Here is a 19818-nt window from a genome sequence, read left to right on the forward strand (position 1 = left end):
GGTGCCGGCTTGCCGCTGGCCGGCTGCGAGGCCACCGCCAGCACGCCGTGGTGGTTGGCCGGGAAGGCCGGCCCGGCTGCCTTGGCGTCGATCGCGCCGACCACGCCGATGCCGCGCTCCAGCGCCACGTCCAGCAGCCGGTCCAGCAGGCGGTCCGGCGGTCCGGCCAGGCTGAGGTTGATGACCTGGGCGCCGTTCAGGATGGCGTAGTTGATCGCCTTGCCGAGCGTGAAGCTGTTGCAGCGCGTGGCCAGGTCCGGCTGCTGCCAGCAAGCGCGCAGGCCCATCAGCTTTGCCTGCGGCGCCACGCCGACGATGCCGCCGTTGCCGGCGCGCGCCGCGATGATGCCGGCCACGGCGGTGCCATGGTTCTCGGCCGGCGTGGCGCCGCCGTCGACGAAGTTGGCGTTGACCGCCAGTTGTCCCAACAGGTCGGGATGGCTGGCGTCGATGCCGCTGTCGACCACGGCCACCCTGATGTCGCGGCCGGTGGTTTCGCGGTGCAGCTCGGCCACGTGCCAGTAGCGGCCGGCGGGCTGCACCGGGTACAACGCATCGGCCTCGGCGGGCGGAGTGGACGCCATGCCGTCGAAGCTGGCCACCGGCTGCGCCCATTCCACCTGCGGATCGCGCGCCAGGTTGGCGAGGATGCGCTCGGGTGACTCCCGCTCCGGGTAGCGCATTACATAGCAGTCGAGGCCCAACACCGGCATCGGCCAGTCGTCCACCAGCGTCAGGCCGTGCTGGCGCGCCAGCTCCTCGGCGCGGCGGCGGCGCGAGGCGCGGCCGCTGTCGTCGATGTAGCGCCCGCCGTAGCTGGCGTCCGGGCGGAAGTGGGTGGCGGGCAGGCGCAGCATCACCAGCAGCGTGTGCTCGCCGGGATCGTGGCTGGCGGCTGGCACGGGGCGCAGGGTTTCATCGCCGGCCGGCGGCGCCGCCTGCGCTTCGGCGGCCAGCGGTGCCCCCGCCAGCCATGCCAGGCAGGCCAGCACCGCGCCGACGCGTGGCCAGGAGGCGTTCAAGGTGGCGTACCTCCATCCAGTGCCTCGGCCAGCTGGACGGCGGGCTCGGCGTGCAGGGCGGCCAGCGCGCGTTCGCGGCTGGCGGGCGGCACGTGCAGCAGGTAGGCGTCGGTGACGGTCGGGCCGTCAACCACGCGCGCGCCTTGCGCTTGCAGGATATGGCGCAGCTCGCGCTCGCTGGTGTTGGGTTGGAAGATCACCACCAGGTTGGCGCCGCTGCTGACGGCCGAGCCGAGCACGCGGTAGGGAGCCGGGTCGGTGTCCGGGCGCAGCAGCAGGGCGCCCAGGCCGACGATCAGCACCCATTGCGCCGCCACGGTCCAGCGCAGCCACGAAGGCTGGTTGGCCGCGGCCGTGCGCCACCATGACACGCGTTGCGGCGTTCCGGCGGCGGTTGGCGCCGCTGCCGGCGCAGCTTGCGCTGCCATTGCCGGCGCGGCACGCTCCTGGGCGCCCAACGTTGGCATCAGCCGGGCCAGCGCGCTTTCCATGTCCAGGCCAGGCGGCAAGGCGTCCGACGCGGCAGCCCCGGCCCGCATGTCGCGTTCCCATTCCAGGTCCTGGCGGCATTGCGCGCAGGTTTGCAGATGCTCGCGCACGCGCTGCGTCTCGTCCGGCGCCAGTTGTTCGCTGGCGTACCAGGGCAGCAGTTCCTGCACCGCCTGGTGGGCCGGGATATCCATTCTGAAGATGCGCCCGTTCATTGGCTGCTCTCTCTTTCGTTCCACAACAAGTCCTTCAATCTGTGCCGCGCATGGAACATGCGGGTCTTCACCGTGTTCAGCGGACACTCCACCACCTCGGCGATATCGCTGTAGGCCATGTCGTGATAGTAGGTTAGCACCATCACAGCGCGTTGCGCGGCGGGCAGCTGGTCCAGCGCCTCGGCCACGGTCTGCTGCAATTGCTGGCGCTTCATCGTCTGCTCCGGCTGGTTGCCGCTGTCGTCCTCGTACAGCGACGCATCCGATTCCACCGGCTCGTCGCTGGCCTTCAAGCCCTTCAAGGTCTTGCGGTAGGCGATCGCAAAGACCCAGGTCGACACCTTGCACGTGCCGTCGAAAGTAGCCGCCTTTTGCCAGACCACCAACATGGTGTCGTTGACCACTTCCTCGATCAACGCCACGTTGCGCGCCATGCGGCCGATAAAGCGCGACAGGCGCGGGAAATAGATCCGGTACAGCGCCTCGAAGGCGAGCTTGTCCCCGGCCGCTATCCTGGCCACCAGCCGCACCTCTTCCGCTTCCGGGTTCGGGCCGCCGTTCCGGCCCCGTTCTTGCTGCATCGATCATCCTCCATTTCCCCCGTTAATGCCTTGCCTGGCGAAAACGGTTCTACAAATTGGGAAATTTTATGCTTCCATGCTACCACCGCGATTCTCGGCTAACATGGCGCACATGAACCTGAACCAACAAGTTGACCAGCTGGCCGGTTTCCTGCAGCGCCACCGGCGCGTGCTGGTGCTGACCGGCGCCGGCCTGAGCACCGCCTCCGGCATCCCCGACTACCGCGACAAGGACGGCGTGCGCCGCGGCCGCACACCCATCCAGGGGCCGGACTTCCGCAAATCCGAGGCGGTGCGGCGCCGCTACTGGGCGCGCAGCATGGCCGGCTGGCCGACGCTGGCCCAGGCCGCGCCCAACGCCGGCCACCAGGCGCTGGCCCAGCTGGAGGCGGCCGGCCGCATCGATGCGCTGGTCACCCAGAACGTCGACGGCCTGCACCAGCGCGCCGGCACCAGCAAGCTGATTGAACTGCACGGCAATATCCACGGCGTGGTCTGCCTCGACTGCCGCGCGCTGCATCGCCGGGCCGACATCCAGGCCTGGCTGACGGCGGCCAACCCCGCGCTGGCCGAGGCTGGCGCCGGGGAGGGCGGCGAGATCGTGCCCGAGGCGCGCCCCGACGGCGACGCCGAGATCGAGCTCGACGCCTTGCAGGATTTTCGCATGCCCAGCTGCGACGCCTGCGGCGGCACCCTGCAGCCGGACGTGATCTTCTTCGGCGATAACATCCCGCCCGCGCGCACGGCCGCCGCGCTGGACCTGATGGAACAGGCCGACGCGTTGCTGGTGGTGGGATCGTCGCTGATGGTGTTTTCCGGCTACCGCTTCTGCAAGCTGGCCGCCGCGACCGGCAAGCCGATCGCCGCCGTCAACCTGGGCAAGACCCGGGCGGACGAATTGATCGGCCTGAAAGTGGAGGCCACGGCCAGCGAAGTGCTGCCGCGCCTGTTGTAGGTCAATTCCGCTGCAGCATCGAGCGGACGATGGCTTCCTTGGCCAGCACATAATCCTGGCCGGCCAGCACGAAGTTGGTGTTCGGCTGGATCACCTTGATGTTGATGAACACCATGTCCGACGTCTCCGCATACGAGCCGACCACGATGGCCTGCGCGTTGTGGGCCGTGGCCACCTCGCCGATCTCGCGGGTGAGCATCAGCTCGCCCTGGTTGCGTTTCAGGTAGACGCTGTTACGCAGCTTCATCTCCAGCATGCTCAGGCCGCCCTGCGCCAGGCGCGTGGACAGCTGCTCCGACACCAGCCGGCCCAGCGTGGTGGTCTGCTCCAGCGCGTCGATGTTGACGATGGTGGCCATGATCAGCGGCTTGTCGGCCATCAGCTTGCCATTGAGCTGGTGCATCAGCGCGTCGGCGGCCTTGTAGTTGGCGTCGATGAACTGGTTGGAGGAGATGGTCGAATAATTGCCCTCGTCCTTGGTGGGCGTGGAGGAGCAGGCGCCCAGCAGCAGCGGCAGCGCCAGCACGGAGGCGCGGGCCAGGGTCAGAACGTGGTTCGGCATTACATGTCTCCGCGGACTTTGAACAGTCGGGTCAGTTTAGGCTCGTCCGGCTCGGGATCGACGATGCCGTACAGGATGCGGTCGCTGTCGGCCACATAATAGGCCGAGGTGTTGCGCGCCACGTAGCGGAACTGGTCGGACACCGAGACGGTGACGATGATTTCGGTGCGCGGCGTCGCGCCGGGGGCGAACTGGGCGTTGAACCAGTCGTAGGAATCCCAGGCCGCGGCGCCGGCCGCCACGCCGCCCAGCAGCGGCGCCTCGATCTCGCTCAGCACCCAGACCCCGGTGGCCAGCGCGGCGCGCTCGCCGTGGTAGCGGTATTGCGGACGGTTGGCGGTGAAGGTCACGGCCTGCACGTCCATGTCGACCTTGAGCGAGCCGGCGGGCGAGCGCGTCACCACGTAGCCGTCGTTGACCAGCGAGGTGGTCAGCTGGGTGGTCAGCGCGCGCTGGAACGGGCTCGGGTCGCGCGGCTCGTTCAGGAACACCGGACGGGGCGGGCTTTTCTTGAGCTCGGCCACGATGCTTTTTTCGATGTTGTTGGAAATGACACCCCAGTGGTAAGCCGCCTGCAGCTTGGCCTGCTTGGTGGTGGGGAAGTTCGCCGCCAGCGGGGTCGGCGTGTAGTGCGACGCACAGCCTGCGAGCACGATACCGGCTGCCAGAGCCATTGCAGTTTTCAGCGCCATCATTGCCTCGTCGTCAAAAGTCTCGTCTGGTTCGCGGCCCCGCGCGCAATCGGCAAGCGCCAGCCACGAATGTAAAATCATTCTTCTCCCAGTTTAGCATGGGTGTTTCTAATTAGAAACTCGTCGGGCAATAAAAAACCCGGTGCGGGACCGGGTTTTGTACAGGGCGCGCAACAGTGCGGCAGGTCAGCGGCGGTTGGTCTTCATGGCGGCCGCCACCTCGCGCTTGCCGTCGCGGTCCTTCTCGGTGGCGCGCTTGTCGTGCATCTTCTTGCCCTTGGCCAGGCCGATTTCACATTTGACGCGGCCGCCCTTGTAGTGCAGGTTCAGCGGCACCAGCGTGTAGCCGGAGCGCTCGACCTTGCTGATCAGCTTGTCCATCTGCTGGCGGTGCAGCAGCAGCTTGCGGGTGCGCACCGCTTCCGGGTGGATGTGGGTGGACGCGGTCGGCAGCGCGCTGATGTGGGCGCCGAACAGGAACAGCTCGTCGCCCTTGATGGTGACGTAGGCTTCCTTGATCTGCACGCGGGCGTCGCGGATGGCCTTGACTTCCCAACCTTCGAGGACGATGCCGGCTTCGTAGCGGTCTTCGATGAAGTAGTCAAAAAAGGCTTTTTTGTTATCGGCTATGGTCATGGGATGGTATCGGTTAAACTACTGCTTCGCGCACAGAAACGCGAATAATTCAACATCATAGCAAATGGTTAGCCTATGGCAGTAGTACACAAATCAGTTTTCCTCGGATACAGCGCCCAGCAGATGTTCGACCTGGTCGCCGCCATCGAGGACTATCCCAAGTTCCTGCCGTGGTGCGGTGGTGTCGAAATACGTGAGCGTAACGGCAATACGGTGACGGCCAGCGTCGGCATCAACTACCACGGGGTCAAGCAAAGCTTCACCACCTGCAACGAGAACACGCCGTCGACCGAGATCAAGATGAGGCTGGTGGACGGTCCTTTCAAGTGCCTCGATGGCGTGTGGACCTTCAAGGCGCTGCGCGAGGATGCCTGCAAGATCGAGCTGGACCTGCACTACGAGTTCTCCAGCGCCTTGCTGGCGCAGCTGGTGGGGCCGGTGTTCGGCATGATCGCCAACAGCATGGTCGATTCCTTCTGCAAACGGGCGGAAACAGTGTATGGCGGCTGAAACCTTCAACATCGAAGTGTGCTACGCCAGCGACGCGGTGCAGTTCCTGCGCGCGCTGCGGGTGCCCGTGGGCACCACCATCGAGCAGGCCATCGCCCTCAGCGGCGTGCTGCAGGAAGCGCCGGAAATCGACCTGGCGGTCATGCAGGTCGGCGTCTACGCCAAGAAGAAGACGCTGGACACGGTACTGCGCGAACACGACCGCGTTGAAATCTACCGTCCGCTGATCGCCGATCCCAAGAACGCCCGCCGGCGCCGCAAGGCCGCCGCCTGACGCTCAGGCCCCGCGCTCGACCAGGAACTGGCGCAGCGCCGGCTGCTTGAAGAACTCCGTGTGCCAGACCTCGGACTGTTTTTGCTGCGGCGTGCCAAAGCTCAGCATGCGCGCCTCGGCCACCTGCGCCTCGGGCAGCAGCACGCCGTCGTAAGGGACCACCACGTCGTTATCGGCCTGCAGCAGCATGCGGTTGATCAGCGTGCCCGCTTTCTCCAGCATCGAATGGCCGAAATCGAAATCCGCGCGCGCATAGTAGGTGCTGGCGCTGGCGCTGGCGAGCAGCGAATCGCCGCGGCCCAACTGGTCGATCAGCGCCGAGCCGCTGGCCAGCGCCTCCACGCTGGGCAGCTCGAATCCCAGCGACACCGCCATCCGCGCCAGCCCGATCACCAGGTCCAGCGCCATGCCGCCGCTGAACGAGGCCAGCATGGCGGCCACGTTGAGGAAGTGCTGGATCTCTTGCGCCGACGCCAGCGGCGAACCCTGGTTGGCCGCCGCCACAAAGAACACCTTGCCCACGCTGGCGATACGGCCCGCGCGTTGCGCGGCGACGGCGGCCAGCACGGCGTCCTGCGCGTGCGGTACCGTCGACAGCAGCGAGCGCACCACCAGTCCGCCGCGGCTGTGGCAGACGATGTCGACCTCCCATCCGGCATCGGCCGGCAGGTGCGACAGCAAGTCCAGCGCGTTCTGCTGCGGCGTCTTGGCGATGGTCCAGTGGTCGTAGCCGAACACCTGGTTGTCGTAGCGCGCCAGCAGCTGCTGCATGGTGCCGTCCGCCGCCAGGTCGTCGAACGCGCCCTCGATGGAACTGAACACACCATGCACCAGCAGCAGCACCTTGCGCCCGCGCGAGGCCGCCAGTTCGGCCGCCGTCGCCGGCTGGCGCCAGCCGTGGCGCAGGCTCAGCAAGGCCTCCGGCTTGTTGTGGGCTTCGATGGTCTCGGCCATCCGCTGCGTCATGCGCTCGCTCACGCGCAGGGTGGCTTGCTTGAACCAGTCCATGCGGCCGGCGGCCGGATGCATGGGCGCCAGCAGCATCGGCGCGGTCTGGGTTGGGAACACGAACTGGATGCAGCCGCTGTCCTTGTGGCGCACGATGTTGAGGTTCTCATCGGCGATCTCGGCTGCCGGCAAGGGCGTTGCGGGCAGCAGCGAGGATGGCGATAGCACGAGCTCCGGCGCGGCGTCGGCCAGGGCCCGTTGTAGCTCCGCATGCTTGGTGAATTGCATGGCGATCTCCTGATGGTTTTGACATCAGTGTACGACGCGGCGGCCGATCGCCGCGCCGGTTTGCGCAAGTGCCGCGCGCTCGGCTACACTCCATGCCCGAACCCGCGATGGAGCGATGTTGAACCAGCCCGATTATTCCAGATACGACCAAGAACAGCTGCGGCAGATCCGCCGCAGCATTGATGCCGAACGCTTCCCCGAGCGCGTCGCGCAGATCGAGGCGCGGCTGGCGGAATTGGCCGCGCAACCCAGCGTATCGGCCGCATCGCCTGCCGCTGCCGCTGCCGCTGCCGTCGCCGACCGGCCCCGCGCCGATCCCGCCAGCTACCGGCCTGCCATGCGCCGCGCGGCCAAGGTGATGGCGTGCGTGGCGGTGGTCGACGTCGCCGCCGGCATCTGGAATGCCGTGCACGGGATGGGATCGATGTTCAACATCGACGTGTCGTCATTGGTCGTGATGCTGCTGCTGGCGTTCGGCGGACTGAGGATCGCGGTCGTGCTACGCTGGCTGTCCATGGTGGGCGTGCCCATGCTGGCGGTGTGGCCGTTGGTGGTGTTCTTTCAACCGCTGGACCTGACGTTGACGCAGCTGGCGCTGCAGCCCTCCGCGTGCGTGATCAATTTCCTGCTGCCGATGTTCAAGAGCGGCATGTCCCTGTGGATGCTGTACTTGTTGAGCGACCCGGCGATCCGGCAGGCGCGCGCGTTCGAGGGCCGCAAGCCCTACGACATGCGCGTGCCGCTGGCGCTAGGGGCCTTGCTGCTGGCGGGATACGGCGTCATGTTCTTCACGCTGATGATGGGCGAGCGTGGCCGTCATGCCGAACAACTGGCGGCGCAGAAGGAGGGCGCCAAGTATCGCTACCACGTCAACAACATCCGCGTGATGGGCAGCAGCAATGGCACCGTAGTCAGCGCCACAGTGGTGGTCTGGAACGGCACATTTGTCGGCGGCATGGACGTCAGCTGGCAGGAGTAGCGCTTTCCAGGTCCCTCATCGGGGTATTAGCACCTCCAGCGCCTGGACCGCGCCCGCCACGATGCCGGTCACGCGCGCATCGGCCAAACATTCGCCATCGCGCCAGACCTGGATGCCGGCGACGTCCGCCCGTCGTATCGATAGCTTGAACGTCGCGCCACGGAACTCGCGCGTGACCTTGATGGCGTCCCAGGCCTTCGGCAGTTGCGGCGCGATGCGCAGGCCCTCGGCGTCGCCCCGCAAGCCGCACAAGCCCTCGATGAAGCAGCGGTAGGCCCACGACACGGTGCCGGTATTGAACAACTGGCTGGAGCGGCCGGCCGTGCGCGGATACTCGCGCCAGGCGCCGCGATAGTAGTTCGGGATGAACACCGGCAGCTGGCCGCGCTGCAGGTAGTCGGCTTCGTCGGGGCCGGGGATCATCTGCCGCAGCAGTTGGTAGGCGCGGTCGCCCTCGCCGATGGTGTACAGGCTGTGGATGTAGAACACGGCGGCATGGTTGTAGACCGCGCCGTTCTCCGCCGAGCCGGGATGCTTCTGCGTGACGCGGCCCACGTCGTCGCGCATGGCGCTGTACGGCGGCGCGAACATGGCCACGCCGTAGGGCGTCGCCAGTTGCTGTTCCACCTGTTCCAGCATCGAGGCGCGCTGGCCGGCGTCGGCGGCGCCGGCCAGGATGGCCCAGGCCTGCGGATTAAGCCAGATGCGGCCTTCCACATCCTTGGCGATGCCGAACTTGACGTTGTCGTCGGTGATGCCGCGTGCGTACCAGGCGCCGTCCCACAGATGCTCGTTGGCGGCCTGGTTGACCGCCACGGCGCCGGCGCGGAAGCGGCTGGCGCTTGCCAGCAGCGGCGCGTCCGCGCGCTGTTCGCAGATCTCCGCCCACAGGTTCAGCGCGTACGCGGTGGCCACCGTCAGCCAGCCGGACACGCCGCGTCCCTTGTAGCCGACCATGTTCATCGGATCGCACCAGTCGCCTTGCGCGATGTAGCTCAGGCCACGCTGGTCGCGCGCCTGCAGCAGCCAGTCCATGGCGCGGTGCATGCGCTGGGCGACGCTGAGCGTGTCGCCGCCTTCATGGCCGGCCACCTCGGCGTCGAGGATGCCGTAGTCGCCGGTTTCGTCGAGATAGACCTTGAGCGCGACCGGCAGCCACACGCAATGATCGGTATGCGGCACCTGGTTGATGTATTTGAGTTCCGCGCCTTCGGCCAGCAGTATCCCGTCCGGCATGGCGCCGCTGGCTTCCTGCTGCGACAGCGCGTGCAGGAAGGCCGCGCGCATCACGCCGGGGCGGATGTAGCTCATGCCCATATTGTCCTGCAGGTAGTTGCGGGTCTGCGGATCGGTGCTGAGGCGGTTGACGTCGCCGTGATAGAACACCTGGCGCGGCAGCCAGTGGTTGACGAAGTTGTCGAGGTCCGGGTCGGGCGTTTCGATGTGCAGGCAGCCGCGCCCGCCGGCGATGTAGGCGGCGTAGCCGGCGCGCGCCGCGTCGAAGGCGGCGGCGCTCAGGTATTTGGCGCGCACCGCGCGGATCTCGGCGTCGTCGAAGGCGGGGCCGAAGATGAAGCGGTAGTCGTGCGATGCACCGGCCGCCAGCGCCAGCCGGTACTGCACCACGGCTGCCGGCGTCTCGTAGCGCGCGTCGCCGTTGGACAGCTGGTCCGCCTGGATGGCGGACGGATGATGCAGGCCACCTTCGCCTTCGAATGCCGCCTGCTGCACCTCCCACGCCTGCGGTGCTTCCTCGCACAGGAAGTAGGTCTTGTCCTTGAAGTCCTTCTGCTTGAAGTAGTCGCCGACCTTTTGATATGGCGTGACGCAGCTGGCCACCACGCCGCCCAGGTCCGCGCGGTATTCGCCGGACTGGTTCATCCACGACATGTAGCCGATCGGGAAGTAGGGGTAGACGCTCAGCCTGCGCGGCCGGCCGGACAGGTTGGTCACACGCAGCGACCACAATTCCACCACGTCCTCCACCGGCAGGCTCAGTACCAGCTCGACGCGCACGCCCAGGTGCTCGACGGTCCAGCCGATATCGCTTTTGCCGACCGAGAAAGTGAAGGCGTCCACCGGCGCGCGCACCGGCTCGTACGGCGCCGAGAACAGCTCGCCGCTGTCCTCGTCCTTGATGTAGAAGAAGCGGCCCGGATGATGCGCGTAGTAGTTCTGCTCCGGCTGCATGAAGGTCTTGGCCTCCAGGTTGGGCGCGTAGGCATACTTGGCCGGCTCCGGCTGCATGAACTGCGCGGTGGCGTAGCCGCGGCAGGTCGCCTGTATCATCATCTTCTGGTTCCACAGGAAGCCCGCCGCGCGCGGCATCGCCGTGGGGCTGGTCAGTTCGTAGCGGTCGCCGTCGTGGGTAGGACGCAGCATCAATCGGTCTCCATGGTTGTTTTGCGCGCCGCCAGGTCCGCCTGGATCCTGGCCAGCATGGCGTTGTCGAGGTTATAGAAGTACATCACGGCGACGGCGCACAATGCGAACCCCGCCGGTATCAAGGACATCAGCCAGACGATGCCGGCCTGCGAGCCGGACGACTGCGCCACATTGGCCACATAGCCCAGCCGCGTGAACAGCCAGCCGATGACGGCCACCGCGACGGCGGTGCCCAGCTTTTGCGAGAAGGTGGCGGCGGCGAAGGTCATCGCGGTGGCGCGGCGGCCGGTGCGCCATTCGTTGTAGTCGGCGGTGTCGGCGTACATCGAGAACGCCAGCGGCGATTTCGGCCCGAGCGCCAGGCCGGTGGCGATCTGCAGCGCGAACATCAGCGTGACCTGCTCCTTGCCGACGAAGAAGAAGGCCAGCGACAGCAGGGCGGTGATGCTCATCAGGATCATCATCAGCGTCCGCTTGTCGACGTAGCGCGTCAGGACCGGCGTGAGCGCGGCGCCGGCGGCGGCCGACATCATATAGGCCGGCACGAAGCCCTGCATCAGCTCCGGCCGGCCAACCACGTACTTGAAGTAGTAGGCCGCGCTGGTGGTGCGCAGCGTGATGGTGATCATGATGATCAGCGCCAGGAAGAACAGCGCCACCCACGGCCGGTTGCGCGACAGGTCGCCGATGTCCTGCCACACCTTGCTGTTCTGCGCGGGCGGCGGCGCGATGCGCTCGCGGGTGTTGAGGAAGGTGAGCGCGAACAGCGCCGAGGCCAGCACGCCCCAGGCCAGCATGGTCAGCTGCCAGCCCAGCTGGTCGTCGCCGTGCCCCAGCCAGCGCACCAGCGCCGGCGTGGCCGCCGTGACCAGCGTGCCGCCGGCGAAGGCGAAGATGAAACGCAGGCCGTTGACGGTGGAGCGCTCCTGCGGATCGGCCGAGAGCACGCCGGACAAGGCGTTGTACGGGATGTTGATGCCGGTGTAGCAGACCATCATCAGCAGATAGCTGCCGTAGGCCCAGGCGATCTTGCCGCCCTGCGGCAGGTCGGGCGTGGTGTAGGTGAGCACGGCGGCGCAGGCCAGCGGCACTGAAACCCAGATGAGGTAAGGGCGGAACTTGCCGTGCCGGGTGCGGGTGCGGTCGGCGAGGGCGCCGATCAGCGGATCGGTGAAGGCATTGACGATCTTGATGGCGAAGACCATGGACGCCGCCGCCGCGGCCGAGATGCCGAAGACGTCGGTGTAGAAGATCAGCAGGAAGGTGGCGATATTGGTCCAATAAAAATTGAAACCCATATCGGCGATGCCGTAGCTGATTTTTTCACGCCAGGTCAGGGAAGTCTTCACATGTTGGTCCAAGATGGTAGCGCTAACAAAGGTGATCGCAGTGTAAGCGTTTGGCGAAATTTGTAAACAAGATTTGATGTTGCGGCGCAGCGGCGCCGCATCCATTCATGCGCTTTCGCGCGCCATCAGCGTGAAGCCCAGGTCGATCTGCTTGTTGGCCGGCTCCTCGCCCTTGATGACGGCGCGCAGCAGCTTGGCCGCCTCGTAGCCGATGCGGTAGCGCGGCGTGGCGACCGTGGTCAGCGACGGATTCATCCACGCCGACGCGGGCAGGTCGTTGAAGCCGCAGATGGCCAGCTGCGCCGGCACGCTGATGCCGCGCCGCTGGCATTGGTAGACCGCGCCGTGCGCCAGGTCGTCGTTGCAGCAGAAGATGGCGTCGCAATCGGGCGCCTGTGCCAGCATGCGGCCCAGCAGCTCGGCGCCCAGCGCGATGGTGGACGGTTCGCCGACCATCACCTCCAGCTTGGCGTCGAGCAGGCCGGCCTCCCGCATGGCTTGGCGGTAGCCTTCGGCGCGCCGCAGCGTGCGCTCGTCCAGCTGCGCGGCCAGGAAGCCGATGCGTTTGTGGCCCTTGTCGATCAGGTAGCGCGTCATCGCGTAGCCAGCCTGCACCTGCGAGAAGCCGACCGTCAACTGCGACGGATCGGTCGACATGTCCATCATCGACACCACCGGCACGCGCGAGTTGGTCAGGATCTGCTGCACGCGCGGGCTGTGGCTCAGGCCCGAGAGCAGCATGCCGTCGGGATTGGACTGCAGGTAGGTGCCGATCAGCTTTTCCTCTTCCTTGTCGGAATAGCGGGTATTGCCGATCAGGATCTGGTAATCGTCGGCGTCCAGCGCGTCCTGGATGCCGGCCAGCACCTCGGTGAACACCGCGTTCGACAGCGACGGCACCAGCACCGCGATCACCTTGGACTGCGACGAGGCCAACGCGCGCGCGGCGCGGTTGGGCACGTAGCCCAGTTCGACGACGGCCTGGTCCACCCGGTCGCGCAGCGCCTGCGACACCATGTCCGGCTGGGTGATGGCGCGCGAGGCGGTCATGGTGGCCACGCCGGCGTGCGCCGCCACCATCGCCAAGGTGATGCGGCCGCTGGCGCGGCTCTTGTTCGCTGCTGGTTTGATCATGTTGGGCCGGGAAGAAATGTTGATAGCGATATCATACGGCAGCAAGGCCGCCAACCGACAGAGGCTATTTGCATCCGGCCAACACTTTTTGATTCTTTTTCGCCATTTCGGCGCGTTCGGCGTCGCCCATGATGCCGCGTTCGCCCTTGCTGTCGTAATTGGTCATGCGCACGCCGTCGGCCAGCGCCTGCAGGTTTTTGCGGGCGGCGTCGCAGTTGGCCGCGATGTCGGCCTTTTGCTGGGCTTCGCCAGCGGCTTTTTTTGCGGCGGCCGCCGCTTCGTCCTTGCGCTTGTTGAAGTCGGCGTTGCGCTCGGCCAGCGTGGGCGGGCGCTTGGTGGCCGCCTCCGGCGCCGGCTCGGCGGCCGGCGTTTCGGCCTCGGCGTTGGGATTGAACGGCGCCTTGCCGGGCGCCTTCAGGATGCGCTTTTCCGGCACCGACGGCGGCGGCGGACGGTCCGACAACTGCTTGACGCCCTTGTCGTCGATCCAGATGTACTGGGCCATCGCCAGCGAGGAGGCTGCCAGCAGCAGGGCGCCGGCCAGGCCGCGCGGGATACGGTAAGTCATGGTGAGGCTCCAGTAAGGCCAGCCCCGATTTCGCCATGATTCGCCGCCACTGTCAACCGCAAAGAAAAAAGCCCGCCGTCCAGAGGACGACGGGCTCCTGGTGGCGGATGCCGCCGTGGTGCTTACCAGCCTACGTCACGCAGCAGCGGGAAGGACAGGTCGTACGGCGGCGTGACTTCGTGGGTCAGGTCGTTGTTGATCGCCGGTTCCATCAGCAGGTTGGGGAAGGCGCCGACATCGAAGTGCGACACCGACGAACCCGACTGGTACGGATTAGGCGCGAACATCTGCAGGCGTCCCGCCGCGTCGGCGCCGGCGCGCAGCGCCAGGTTCACGCCGAGGTTGGCGAACACGTTGGAATGCAGGCGGGTGCGCTTGGCCAGCGCCGCTTTCAGGGCCACGCCATCTTCCTGCGAAATGCGGACCGCTGGAATGGTCACGCTCGGGTCGCTGCCGCCCAGGCCCGGCGGTGGCGAGCCCGGGGCGTTGTCGGCCACGATCATGCCGATCGCGCCGGCGTCCTGCACGGCCTTGGCCTTGATCGTGAAGGCGCACACGCCACGGTCCACCAGCGCGATCTTGCCGTTGACCGCAGCGGCGTTGAGCGCCGATAGCGGGCCGCAAGCGAGGCCGAGGTTGGGGGCGGTGTCGACCACCGGCATGATCTCGCCGGTGCGGCCCGGGCTGCTCAGCGCCGGGCCGAAGCTGGCCGTGCCGACCTGCAGGTTGCCGGCGATGCTTGCCGGGCTGATCAGCGTCAGCGCCGGGGCGCCTTGCTGCAGCACGGTGCTGACGTAGCTGTTGGCGATCGGACCATTCCAGACCAGCTTGCCGGATTTGAGCGACGAGGCGGCGCGTTCGGCGTCCGTCATGTCTTTCCACAGCTTGTTGGTGGTGCTGTCCTTCAGGTAGAAGTCCCAGATGCTGGGCGTGCCGTCCTGCTGCGCGCCGGTCGAGCCGCTGGTGTAGGTCTGGAAGCCCAGGCCGTGGCCGAATTCATGGGTCAGCACGGTCACCAGGTCGACGGCGGTGCCGTGGTTGGCGTCCAGGCCCAGGTAGAACGGCGAGCCGGCCAGGCAGTTGGACTTGCCCAGGTTGATGTTGAAGCGGGCGCGGATGTCGGCCACCGAGGAATCCGGATCGGCGCCGGTCAGCTTGGCGGTCTGGGCCTTGCCGAACCAGGCGCCGGCTTGCGGCGCGCCGGCGAAGTCGCGGAAGATTTCAGTGGCGCCGGCGCTGCCCAGCACGGCCGAAGTGGCGGTGCAGGTCAGCGCTTCCCACGTGGCCAGCACGCGGATCGGGGTGGCGCTGGTCAGCGTGGCGCCCCATTTGTTGGCGGCGGCCTGGAACGCGTTCAGGCGCTGCACGCCCAGCGTGGTGCCGGTGTTGCCGCCGACGGGAGCGACCACGGTCGGGTCATTGAAGCCGACATTGGCCGGGTCGCCGTTGACGATCACGATGGTGGCGGCCCAGGCGGACGAGGCGAACAGGCAGGCGGCCGCTGCGGCAGCCGCGTTCAGGGTGAAGCGCTTCATTGTTGTTCTCCTTTTGCGGCTGGCAGGCTGGGGCCGTGCGCCAGGTGGCTGGCGACTTCTTCGCCAGGGACGCAGGTTTCGACCAGCTGGCCGTCGGCGTCCTTGTGGACGATGGCGTAGCTGACGGTGGAGTCGTCGAGCTTGCGGCCGACACCGCCACGCGCGGTGGTCAGCGGGGCGAGGCGGGCGGTGGCGGACTGGCGGCCGGCGGCCTGCACGCTGGCGGCGGCGGGCGCTGCCGCTGCGGCCAGCTCGGCTGCCTGTTCGGCCGACGGGCCGACCAGCTGGCCGGTGGCGGCGTCTTTATAGGCGACCATGCCGCTGCCGGCTGGCGCGGCGGTCGCGAGCAGTTCAGGCTGCACGGCGACGCGCGCGTTCGGGAAGCTCATCAGGCCATTGGCGCCGGTCTGCGGCTCGGCCGCTTGCGCCACCAGCGTGCTGGCGGACAGGCCGGCCACGGCCAGCAGGCGCAGCTTCTTGCGGCTGAACGCCACCACGCCCAGGCCCAGCAACAGCATCAGTGCGGTGGTCGGTTCCGGCACGGCGCTGATGCTGACCGAGTCGATGCCGATGTAGTCGCCGTTGACGGACGTGTCGCCGACCAGATAGCGGAAGGCGTAGCGGCCGGTGGTGGCGCCCGACAGGCCGGACAGGGTCAGCGCGTTGTTGGTCCAGCCGGTGTCGGCGGACGCACTGTAGGTGCCCAGCAGCTGGAAGTCGCCGGTCGAGCTGGCGGTGCTGCCGACATTGCTGCTGGCGCCCGCGGTGCTGTAATAGACTTGAACGGTGTCGACCGCGCCTTCACCGAGCAGACGCAGCGAGAAGTTCAGTTTTTCGCCGTTGGACATCGCCACTTCCGGCGTGATCAGCCAGTTGCTGACGGCGCCACCGAAGATCGCGTTGTTGAAGTTGGCCGCGATGTAGGAATCGTTCGCGCCGGCCGCGGCGTGGAACTTGGACTCGTCGCCCTGGAACCAGTTGGTCGAGCCGACCGCGCCGCTGTTGTTGGTCATTACCCATCCGCTGGCGCCGAGGGTGCTGATGTCATTGAATCCCTCGGATAACAAGGGACTGGCGAAGGCGGAGCAGGTGGCGACGGAAGCCACGAGTCCGATCAGGTATTTATTCAAGTTCATGGTGCCCCAATGGTATTGAAGTGCCTGCATTGCAGGCGAGCGTGTTGAACATGTCAGGTGCGACGTTTACGCGCATCTGGCCCAAATGACTACGTTTAATAAAGTACAGCAATTTTTCTTGGCTATCTATATATATTATTTATAAAATATCCACGAATAGAGGTCTGGAAACGCTGCGACGCCCGGTGTTTACGAGCTCGACAGTAATTTGCCCACCGCCGAATTAGAGGCAAGAATCGAGGCTTTTTTGCAACATAGTCAGGAATGCATGCCGAAAGGCAAGCAAACTTGCAAAGATGCATGCGATGGTTTGGCGGGGCGTTTCCGGCGGTTTGCAGAAGTTTCGGGACAAGCCATGGCTGATACTGTATAATCTGTTTTTGCGCCTATAGGAAATGCTATGCGTCTACTCCAAAAAGCACTCACGTTTGATGACGTGCTTCTCGTCCCAGCGTACTCGAATGTTCTGCCTGCCGATACGTCCCTCAAAACTCGTCTGACCCGCAACATCAGCCTGAACATCCCGTTGCTGTCCGCAGCGATGGACACGGTCACCGAAGCCCGCCTGGCGATCGCCATGGCACAAGAGGGCGGCATAGGCATCATCCACAAGAACCTGAATCCGAAAGATCAGGCTCGCGAAGTGGCGCGCGTCAAGCGCTTCGAGGCCGGCGTGCTGCGTGATCCGATCACGATTCCGCCGACCATGAAGATCCGCGACGTCATCAAGCTGACCGAGCAATATGGCATTTCCGGCTTCCCTGTCGTCGAAGGCAAGGAAGTGGTGGGCATCATCACCAACCGCGACCTGCGTTTCGAACAGGAGCTCGACGCCGAAGCCCGCGCCAAGATGACCCCGCGCGAAAAACTGGTGTTCGTCAAGGAGGGCGCGGAAGGCGCCGACCGCGACGAAGCCAAGCGCCTGATGAACAAGCACCGCCTCGAGCGCGTGCTGGTCGTCAACGACGCCTTCGAACTGCGCGGCCTGATCACCGTCAAGGACATCCAGAAATCCACCGAGCACCCGCTGGCGTCGAAAGACTCGCAGGGCAAGCTGCTGGTCGGCGCGGCTGTCGGTGTCGGCGCCAAGGATGAAGAGCGGATCGAACTGCTGGTCGCGGCCGGCGTCGACGTGCTGGTGGTCGACACCGCCCACGGCCACTCGCAAGGCATCCTGGACCGCGTGAAATGGATCAAGACCAAGTTCCCGCAAGTGGACGTCATCGGCGGCAACATCGCCACCGCCGCCGCCGCCAAGGCGCTGGTCGCGCACGGCGCGGACGCGGTCAAGGTCGGCATCGGCCCTGGCTCGATCTGCACCACCCGCATCGTGGCCGGCGTCGGCGTGCCCCAGATCACCGCGATCTCCAACGTGGCCGAAGCGCTGGAAGGCACCGGCGTGCCCTGCATCGCCGACGGCGGCATCCGCTTCTCGGGCGACATCTCCAAGGCCCTGGCGGCCGGCGCGTCGACCGTGATGATGGGCTCCATGTTTGCCGGCACCGAAGAAGCGCCGGGCGAAGTGATCCTGTACCAGGGCCGTTCGTACAAATCGTATCGCGGCATGGGCTCGCTGGGCGCCATGTCCGACGGTTCGGCCGACCGCTACTTCCAGGACGCCACCATGAAGGCCGACAAGTTCGTGCCCGAAGGGATCGAAGGCCGCGTCGCCTACAAGGGCAGCGTGCTGGCGATCATCTTCCAGCTGGTCGGCGGCGTGCGTCAATCGATGGGTTACTGCGGTTGCGCCACCATCGACGAACTGCGCAGCAAAGCCGAGTTCGTCGAGATCACCTCGGCCGGCATGCGCGAATCGCACGTGCACGATGTGCAGATCACCAAGGAAGCGCCGAACTACCGTTCCGGCGACTAACCGTCCTTGCAACGCCGGCTTAGCAAAGCCGGCGTTTTTCTATTCTTTACCTCTCCAGTACATTACTCATGCACTCAAAAATCCTCATCCTCGATTTCGGCTCCCAAGTCACCCAGCTGATCGCGCGCCGCGTGCGCGACGCCGGCGTGTTCTCGGAAGTGTACCCGTACGACGTCAGCGACGAATTCGTGCGCAACTACGGCGCCGCCGGCGTGATCCTGTCGGGCAGCCACAGCTCGACGCTGGAAGGCGACGCCCCGCGCGCGCCCGACGCCGTGTTCGAACTGGGCGTGCCGGTGCTGGGGATCTGCTACGGCATGCAAACCATGGCGGCCCAGCTGGGCGGCAAGGTCGAGAACGGCCTGGTGCGTGAATTCGGCTACGCCGAGGTGCGCGCGCGCAGCCATACCAAGCTGCTCGACGGCATCAACGACTTCGTCACCGACGAAGGCCACGGCATGCTGAAAGTGTGGATGAGCCACGGCGACAAGGTGCTGGAGATGCCACCGGGCTTCGTCCTGATGGGTAACACCCCGAGCTGCCCGATCGCCGCCATGGCGCACGAGGAGAAGCGTTTCTACGGCGTGCAGTGGCACCCGGAAGTCACCCACACGGTGCAGGGCAAGGCCATGCTGGGCCGCTTCGTGCACGAGATCTGCGGCTGCAAATCGGACTGGAACATGCCGGACTATATCTCGGAAGCGGTCGAGAAAATCCGCGCCCAGGTCGGCACCGATGAAGTGATCCTGGGCCTGTCCGGCGGCGTCGATTCGTCGGTGGCCGCCGCGCTGATCCACCGCGCCATCGGCGACCAGCTGACCTGCGTGTTCGTCGACCACGGCCTGCTGCGCCTGGACGAGGGCAAGATGGTGATGGACATGTTCGCCAAGAACCTGGGCGTCAAGGTGATCCGCATCGACGCCGAGGACCAGTTCATGGGCCACCTGGCCGGCGTTGCCGATCCCGAGCAGAAGCGCAAGATCATCGGCCGCGAATTCGTCGAGGTGTTCAACGCCGAGTCGGGCAAGCTGGTCAACGCCAAGTGGCTGGCACAGGGCACCATCTACCCGGACGTGATCGAGTCGGCCGGCAAGGGCAAGAAGGGCCAGACCATCAAGAGCCACCACAACGTGGGCGGCCTGCCGGAACACATGAAGCTGCAACTGCTGGAGCCGCTGCGCGAACTGTTCAAGGACGAGGTGCGCAAGCTGGGCGTGGCGCTGGGCCTGCCGCATGACATGGTGTATCGCCATCCATTCCCGGGCCCGGGCCTGGGCGTGCGCATCCTCGGCGAAGTGAAGAAGGACTACGCCGACCTGCTGCGCCGCGCCGACGCGATCTTCATCGAAGAGTTGCGCAACACGCCGTACGAGCCGGTGGTGGTGCCAGGCTTCGACCAGGACAGCGTGCCGACCAACTGGTACGAGGCGACGTCGCAGGCGTTCGCGGTGTTCCTGCCGGTGAAGTCGGTGGGCGTGATGGGCGACGGCCGCACCTACGAATACGTGGTGGCACTGCGCGCCGTGCAGACGCAGGACTTCATGACCGCGCACTGGGCGCACCTGCCGCACGCGCTGCTGGGCAAGGTGTCCAACCGCATCATCAACGAAGTGCGCGGCATCAACCGCGTGGTCTACGATATCTCGGGCAAGCCGCCTGCGACGATCGAATGGGAGTGATTTCCTGA

At 66.1% G+C, this 19818-nt stretch carries 19 protein-coding genes; 6 read left to right on the top strand and 13 right to left on the bottom strand.

Going from position 1 to position 19818, the window contains the following annotated elements; genetic code table 11:
* From GTP90_RS16385 to GTP90_RS16395, 3 genes are all read right to left on the bottom strand, one after another.
* Nucleotides 1–1022: S8 family peptidase (locus GTP90_RS16385; RefSeq protein ID WP_161084563.1), on the bottom strand; the 1022-nt coding region annotated here is incomplete at its 3' end.
* The gene (locus tag GTP90_RS16390) at nucleotides 1019–1726 is read right to left on the bottom strand and encodes a zf-HC2 domain-containing protein (protein WP_161084564.1); all 708 of its coding nucleotides are present in this window, start codon (nucleotides 1724–1726) and stop codon (nucleotides 1019–1021) included. The genes GTP90_RS16385 and GTP90_RS16390, both read right to left, overlap by 4 nt.
* Entirely contained in the window at nucleotides 1723–2307 is a 585-nt protein-coding gene (locus GTP90_RS16395; RefSeq protein WP_161084565.1) for an RNA polymerase sigma factor, read from the bottom strand. Before GTP90_RS16395 ends, GTP90_RS16390 begins: the two co-directional genes overlap by 4 nt.
* A gap of 112 nt (nucleotides 2308–2419) precedes the next feature.
* Between GTP90_RS16395 and GTP90_RS16400 the strand changes: the two genes are divergently transcribed.
* Nucleotides 2420–3262 (top strand): NAD-dependent protein deacetylase, encoded by an 843-nt coding sequence (locus GTP90_RS16400; protein ID WP_371875067.1) that lies wholly within the window; start codon nucleotides 2420–2422, stop codon nucleotides 3260–3262.
* 1 nt (nucleotide 3263) lies between these two features.
* Here the strand turns inward: GTP90_RS16400 and GTP90_RS16405 are convergent, their stop codons facing one another.
* The 3 genes from GTP90_RS16405 to smpB form a co-directional block, all read right to left on the bottom strand.
* Nucleotides 3264–3824: a FlgO family outer membrane protein gene (locus GTP90_RS16405; protein ID WP_161084566.1), complete on the bottom strand. Its 561-nt coding sequence runs from the start codon at nucleotides 3822–3824 to the stop codon at nucleotides 3264–3266.
* Nucleotides 3824–4597, bottom strand: coding sequence for a hypothetical protein (locus tag GTP90_RS16410; protein ID WP_254451895.1), 774 nt, complete (start codon nucleotides 4595–4597; stop codon nucleotides 3824–3826). The genes GTP90_RS16405 and GTP90_RS16410 overlap by 1 nt, the downstream gene beginning before the upstream one ends.
* 105 nt (nucleotides 4598–4702) lie before the next feature.
* Nucleotides 4703–5152 carry an SsrA-binding protein SmpB gene (smpB, locus tag GTP90_RS16415; RefSeq protein WP_161084567.1) on the bottom strand — a complete coding sequence of 150 codons (450 nt, stop codon included), beginning with the start codon at nucleotides 5150–5152 and terminating at the stop codon, nucleotides 4703–4705.
* Nucleotides 5153–5227: 75 nt separating this feature from the next.
* On the opposite strand from smpB, the gene GTP90_RS16420 reads away from it, so the two are divergent.
* Both GTP90_RS16420 and GTP90_RS16425 read left to right on the top strand, forming a co-directional pair.
* The gene (locus tag GTP90_RS16420) at nucleotides 5228–5662 is read left to right on the top strand and encodes a type II toxin-antitoxin system RatA family toxin (protein ID WP_161084568.1); all 435 of its coding nucleotides are present in this window, start codon (nucleotides 5228–5230) and stop codon (nucleotides 5660–5662) included.
* Nucleotides 5652–5936 carry an RnfH family protein gene (locus GTP90_RS16425; RefSeq protein ID WP_161084569.1) on the top strand — a complete coding sequence of 95 codons (285 nt, stop codon included), beginning with the start codon at nucleotides 5652–5654 and terminating at the stop codon, nucleotides 5934–5936. The genes GTP90_RS16420 and GTP90_RS16425 overlap by 11 nt, the downstream gene beginning before the upstream one ends.
* A 3-nt stretch (nucleotides 5937–5939) precedes the next feature.
* Here GTP90_RS16425 and GTP90_RS16430 read toward each other — a convergent pair whose 3' ends face one another.
* Nucleotides 5940–7172, bottom strand: coding sequence for an esterase/lipase family protein (locus tag GTP90_RS16430; RefSeq protein WP_161084570.1), 1233 nt, complete (start codon nucleotides 7170–7172; stop codon nucleotides 5940–5942).
* Nucleotides 7173–7287: 115 nt separating this feature from the next.
* Between GTP90_RS16430 and GTP90_RS16435 the strand changes: the two genes are divergently transcribed.
* A complete protein-coding gene (locus GTP90_RS16435; protein WP_217431986.1) occupies nucleotides 7288–8151 on the top strand; it encodes a hypothetical protein in 864 nt (287 codons plus the stop codon).
* 15 nt (nucleotides 8152–8166) lie between these two features.
* Here the strand turns inward: GTP90_RS16435 and GTP90_RS16440 are convergent, their stop codons facing one another.
* The 6 genes from GTP90_RS16440 to GTP90_RS16465 form a co-directional block, all read right to left on the bottom strand.
* Nucleotides 8167–10533 carry a GH36-type glycosyl hydrolase domain-containing protein gene (locus tag GTP90_RS16440; RefSeq protein WP_161084572.1) on the bottom strand — a complete coding sequence of 789 codons (2367 nt, stop codon included), beginning with the start codon at nucleotides 10531–10533 and terminating at the stop codon, nucleotides 8167–8169.
* Entirely contained in the window at nucleotides 10533–11885 is a 1353-nt protein-coding gene (locus GTP90_RS16445; protein ID WP_161084573.1) for an MFS transporter, read from the bottom strand. The genes GTP90_RS16440 and GTP90_RS16445 overlap by 1 nt, the downstream gene beginning before the upstream one ends.
* 105 nt (nucleotides 11886–11990) lie before the next feature.
* Nucleotides 11991–13019, bottom strand: coding sequence for an HTH-type transcriptional regulator GntR (gene gntR / locus GTP90_RS16450; RefSeq protein ID WP_161084574.1), 1029 nt, complete (start codon nucleotides 13017–13019; stop codon nucleotides 11991–11993).
* 64 nt (nucleotides 13020–13083) lie between these two features.
* A complete protein-coding gene (locus GTP90_RS16455) occupies nucleotides 13084–13587 on the bottom strand; it encodes a DUF4124 domain-containing protein (RefSeq protein WP_161084575.1) in 504 nt (167 codons plus the stop codon).
* 122 nt (nucleotides 13588–13709) lie between these two features.
* Nucleotides 13710–15122 (bottom strand): PA domain-containing protein, encoded by a 1413-nt coding sequence (locus GTP90_RS16460; RefSeq protein ID WP_161084576.1) that lies wholly within the window; start codon nucleotides 15120–15122, stop codon nucleotides 13710–13712.
* Nucleotides 15119–16258 (bottom strand): choice-of-anchor J family PEP-CTERM protein, encoded by a 1140-nt coding sequence (locus GTP90_RS16465; RefSeq protein WP_161084577.1) that lies wholly within the window; start codon nucleotides 16256–16258, stop codon nucleotides 15119–15121. Before GTP90_RS16465 ends, GTP90_RS16460 begins: the two co-directional genes overlap by 4 nt.
* A 400-nt stretch (nucleotides 16259–16658) precedes the next feature.
* Here GTP90_RS16465 and guaB point away from each other — a divergent pair, with 400 nt between their 5' ends.
* Together guaB and guaA are read left to right on the top strand one after the other, a co-directional pair.
* On the top strand, nucleotides 16659–18131 hold the full coding sequence (guaB, locus tag GTP90_RS16470) for an IMP dehydrogenase (protein WP_117011286.1): 1473 nt from the start codon (nucleotides 16659–16661) through the stop codon (nucleotides 18129–18131).
* A gap of 68 nt (nucleotides 18132–18199) precedes the next feature.
* The gene (gene guaA / locus GTP90_RS16475) at nucleotides 18200–19810 is read left to right on the top strand and encodes a glutamine-hydrolyzing GMP synthase (RefSeq protein ID WP_161084578.1); all 1611 of its coding nucleotides are present in this window, start codon (nucleotides 18200–18202) and stop codon (nucleotides 19808–19810) included.
* The last annotated feature ends 8 nt before the right edge of the window (nucleotides 19811–19818 follow it).

Origin of the sequence: Duganella vulcania (assembly GCF_009857655.1) — a bacterium.
GTDB lineage: Bacteria > Pseudomonadota > Gammaproteobacteria > Burkholderiales > Burkholderiaceae_D > Rugamonas > Rugamonas vulcania.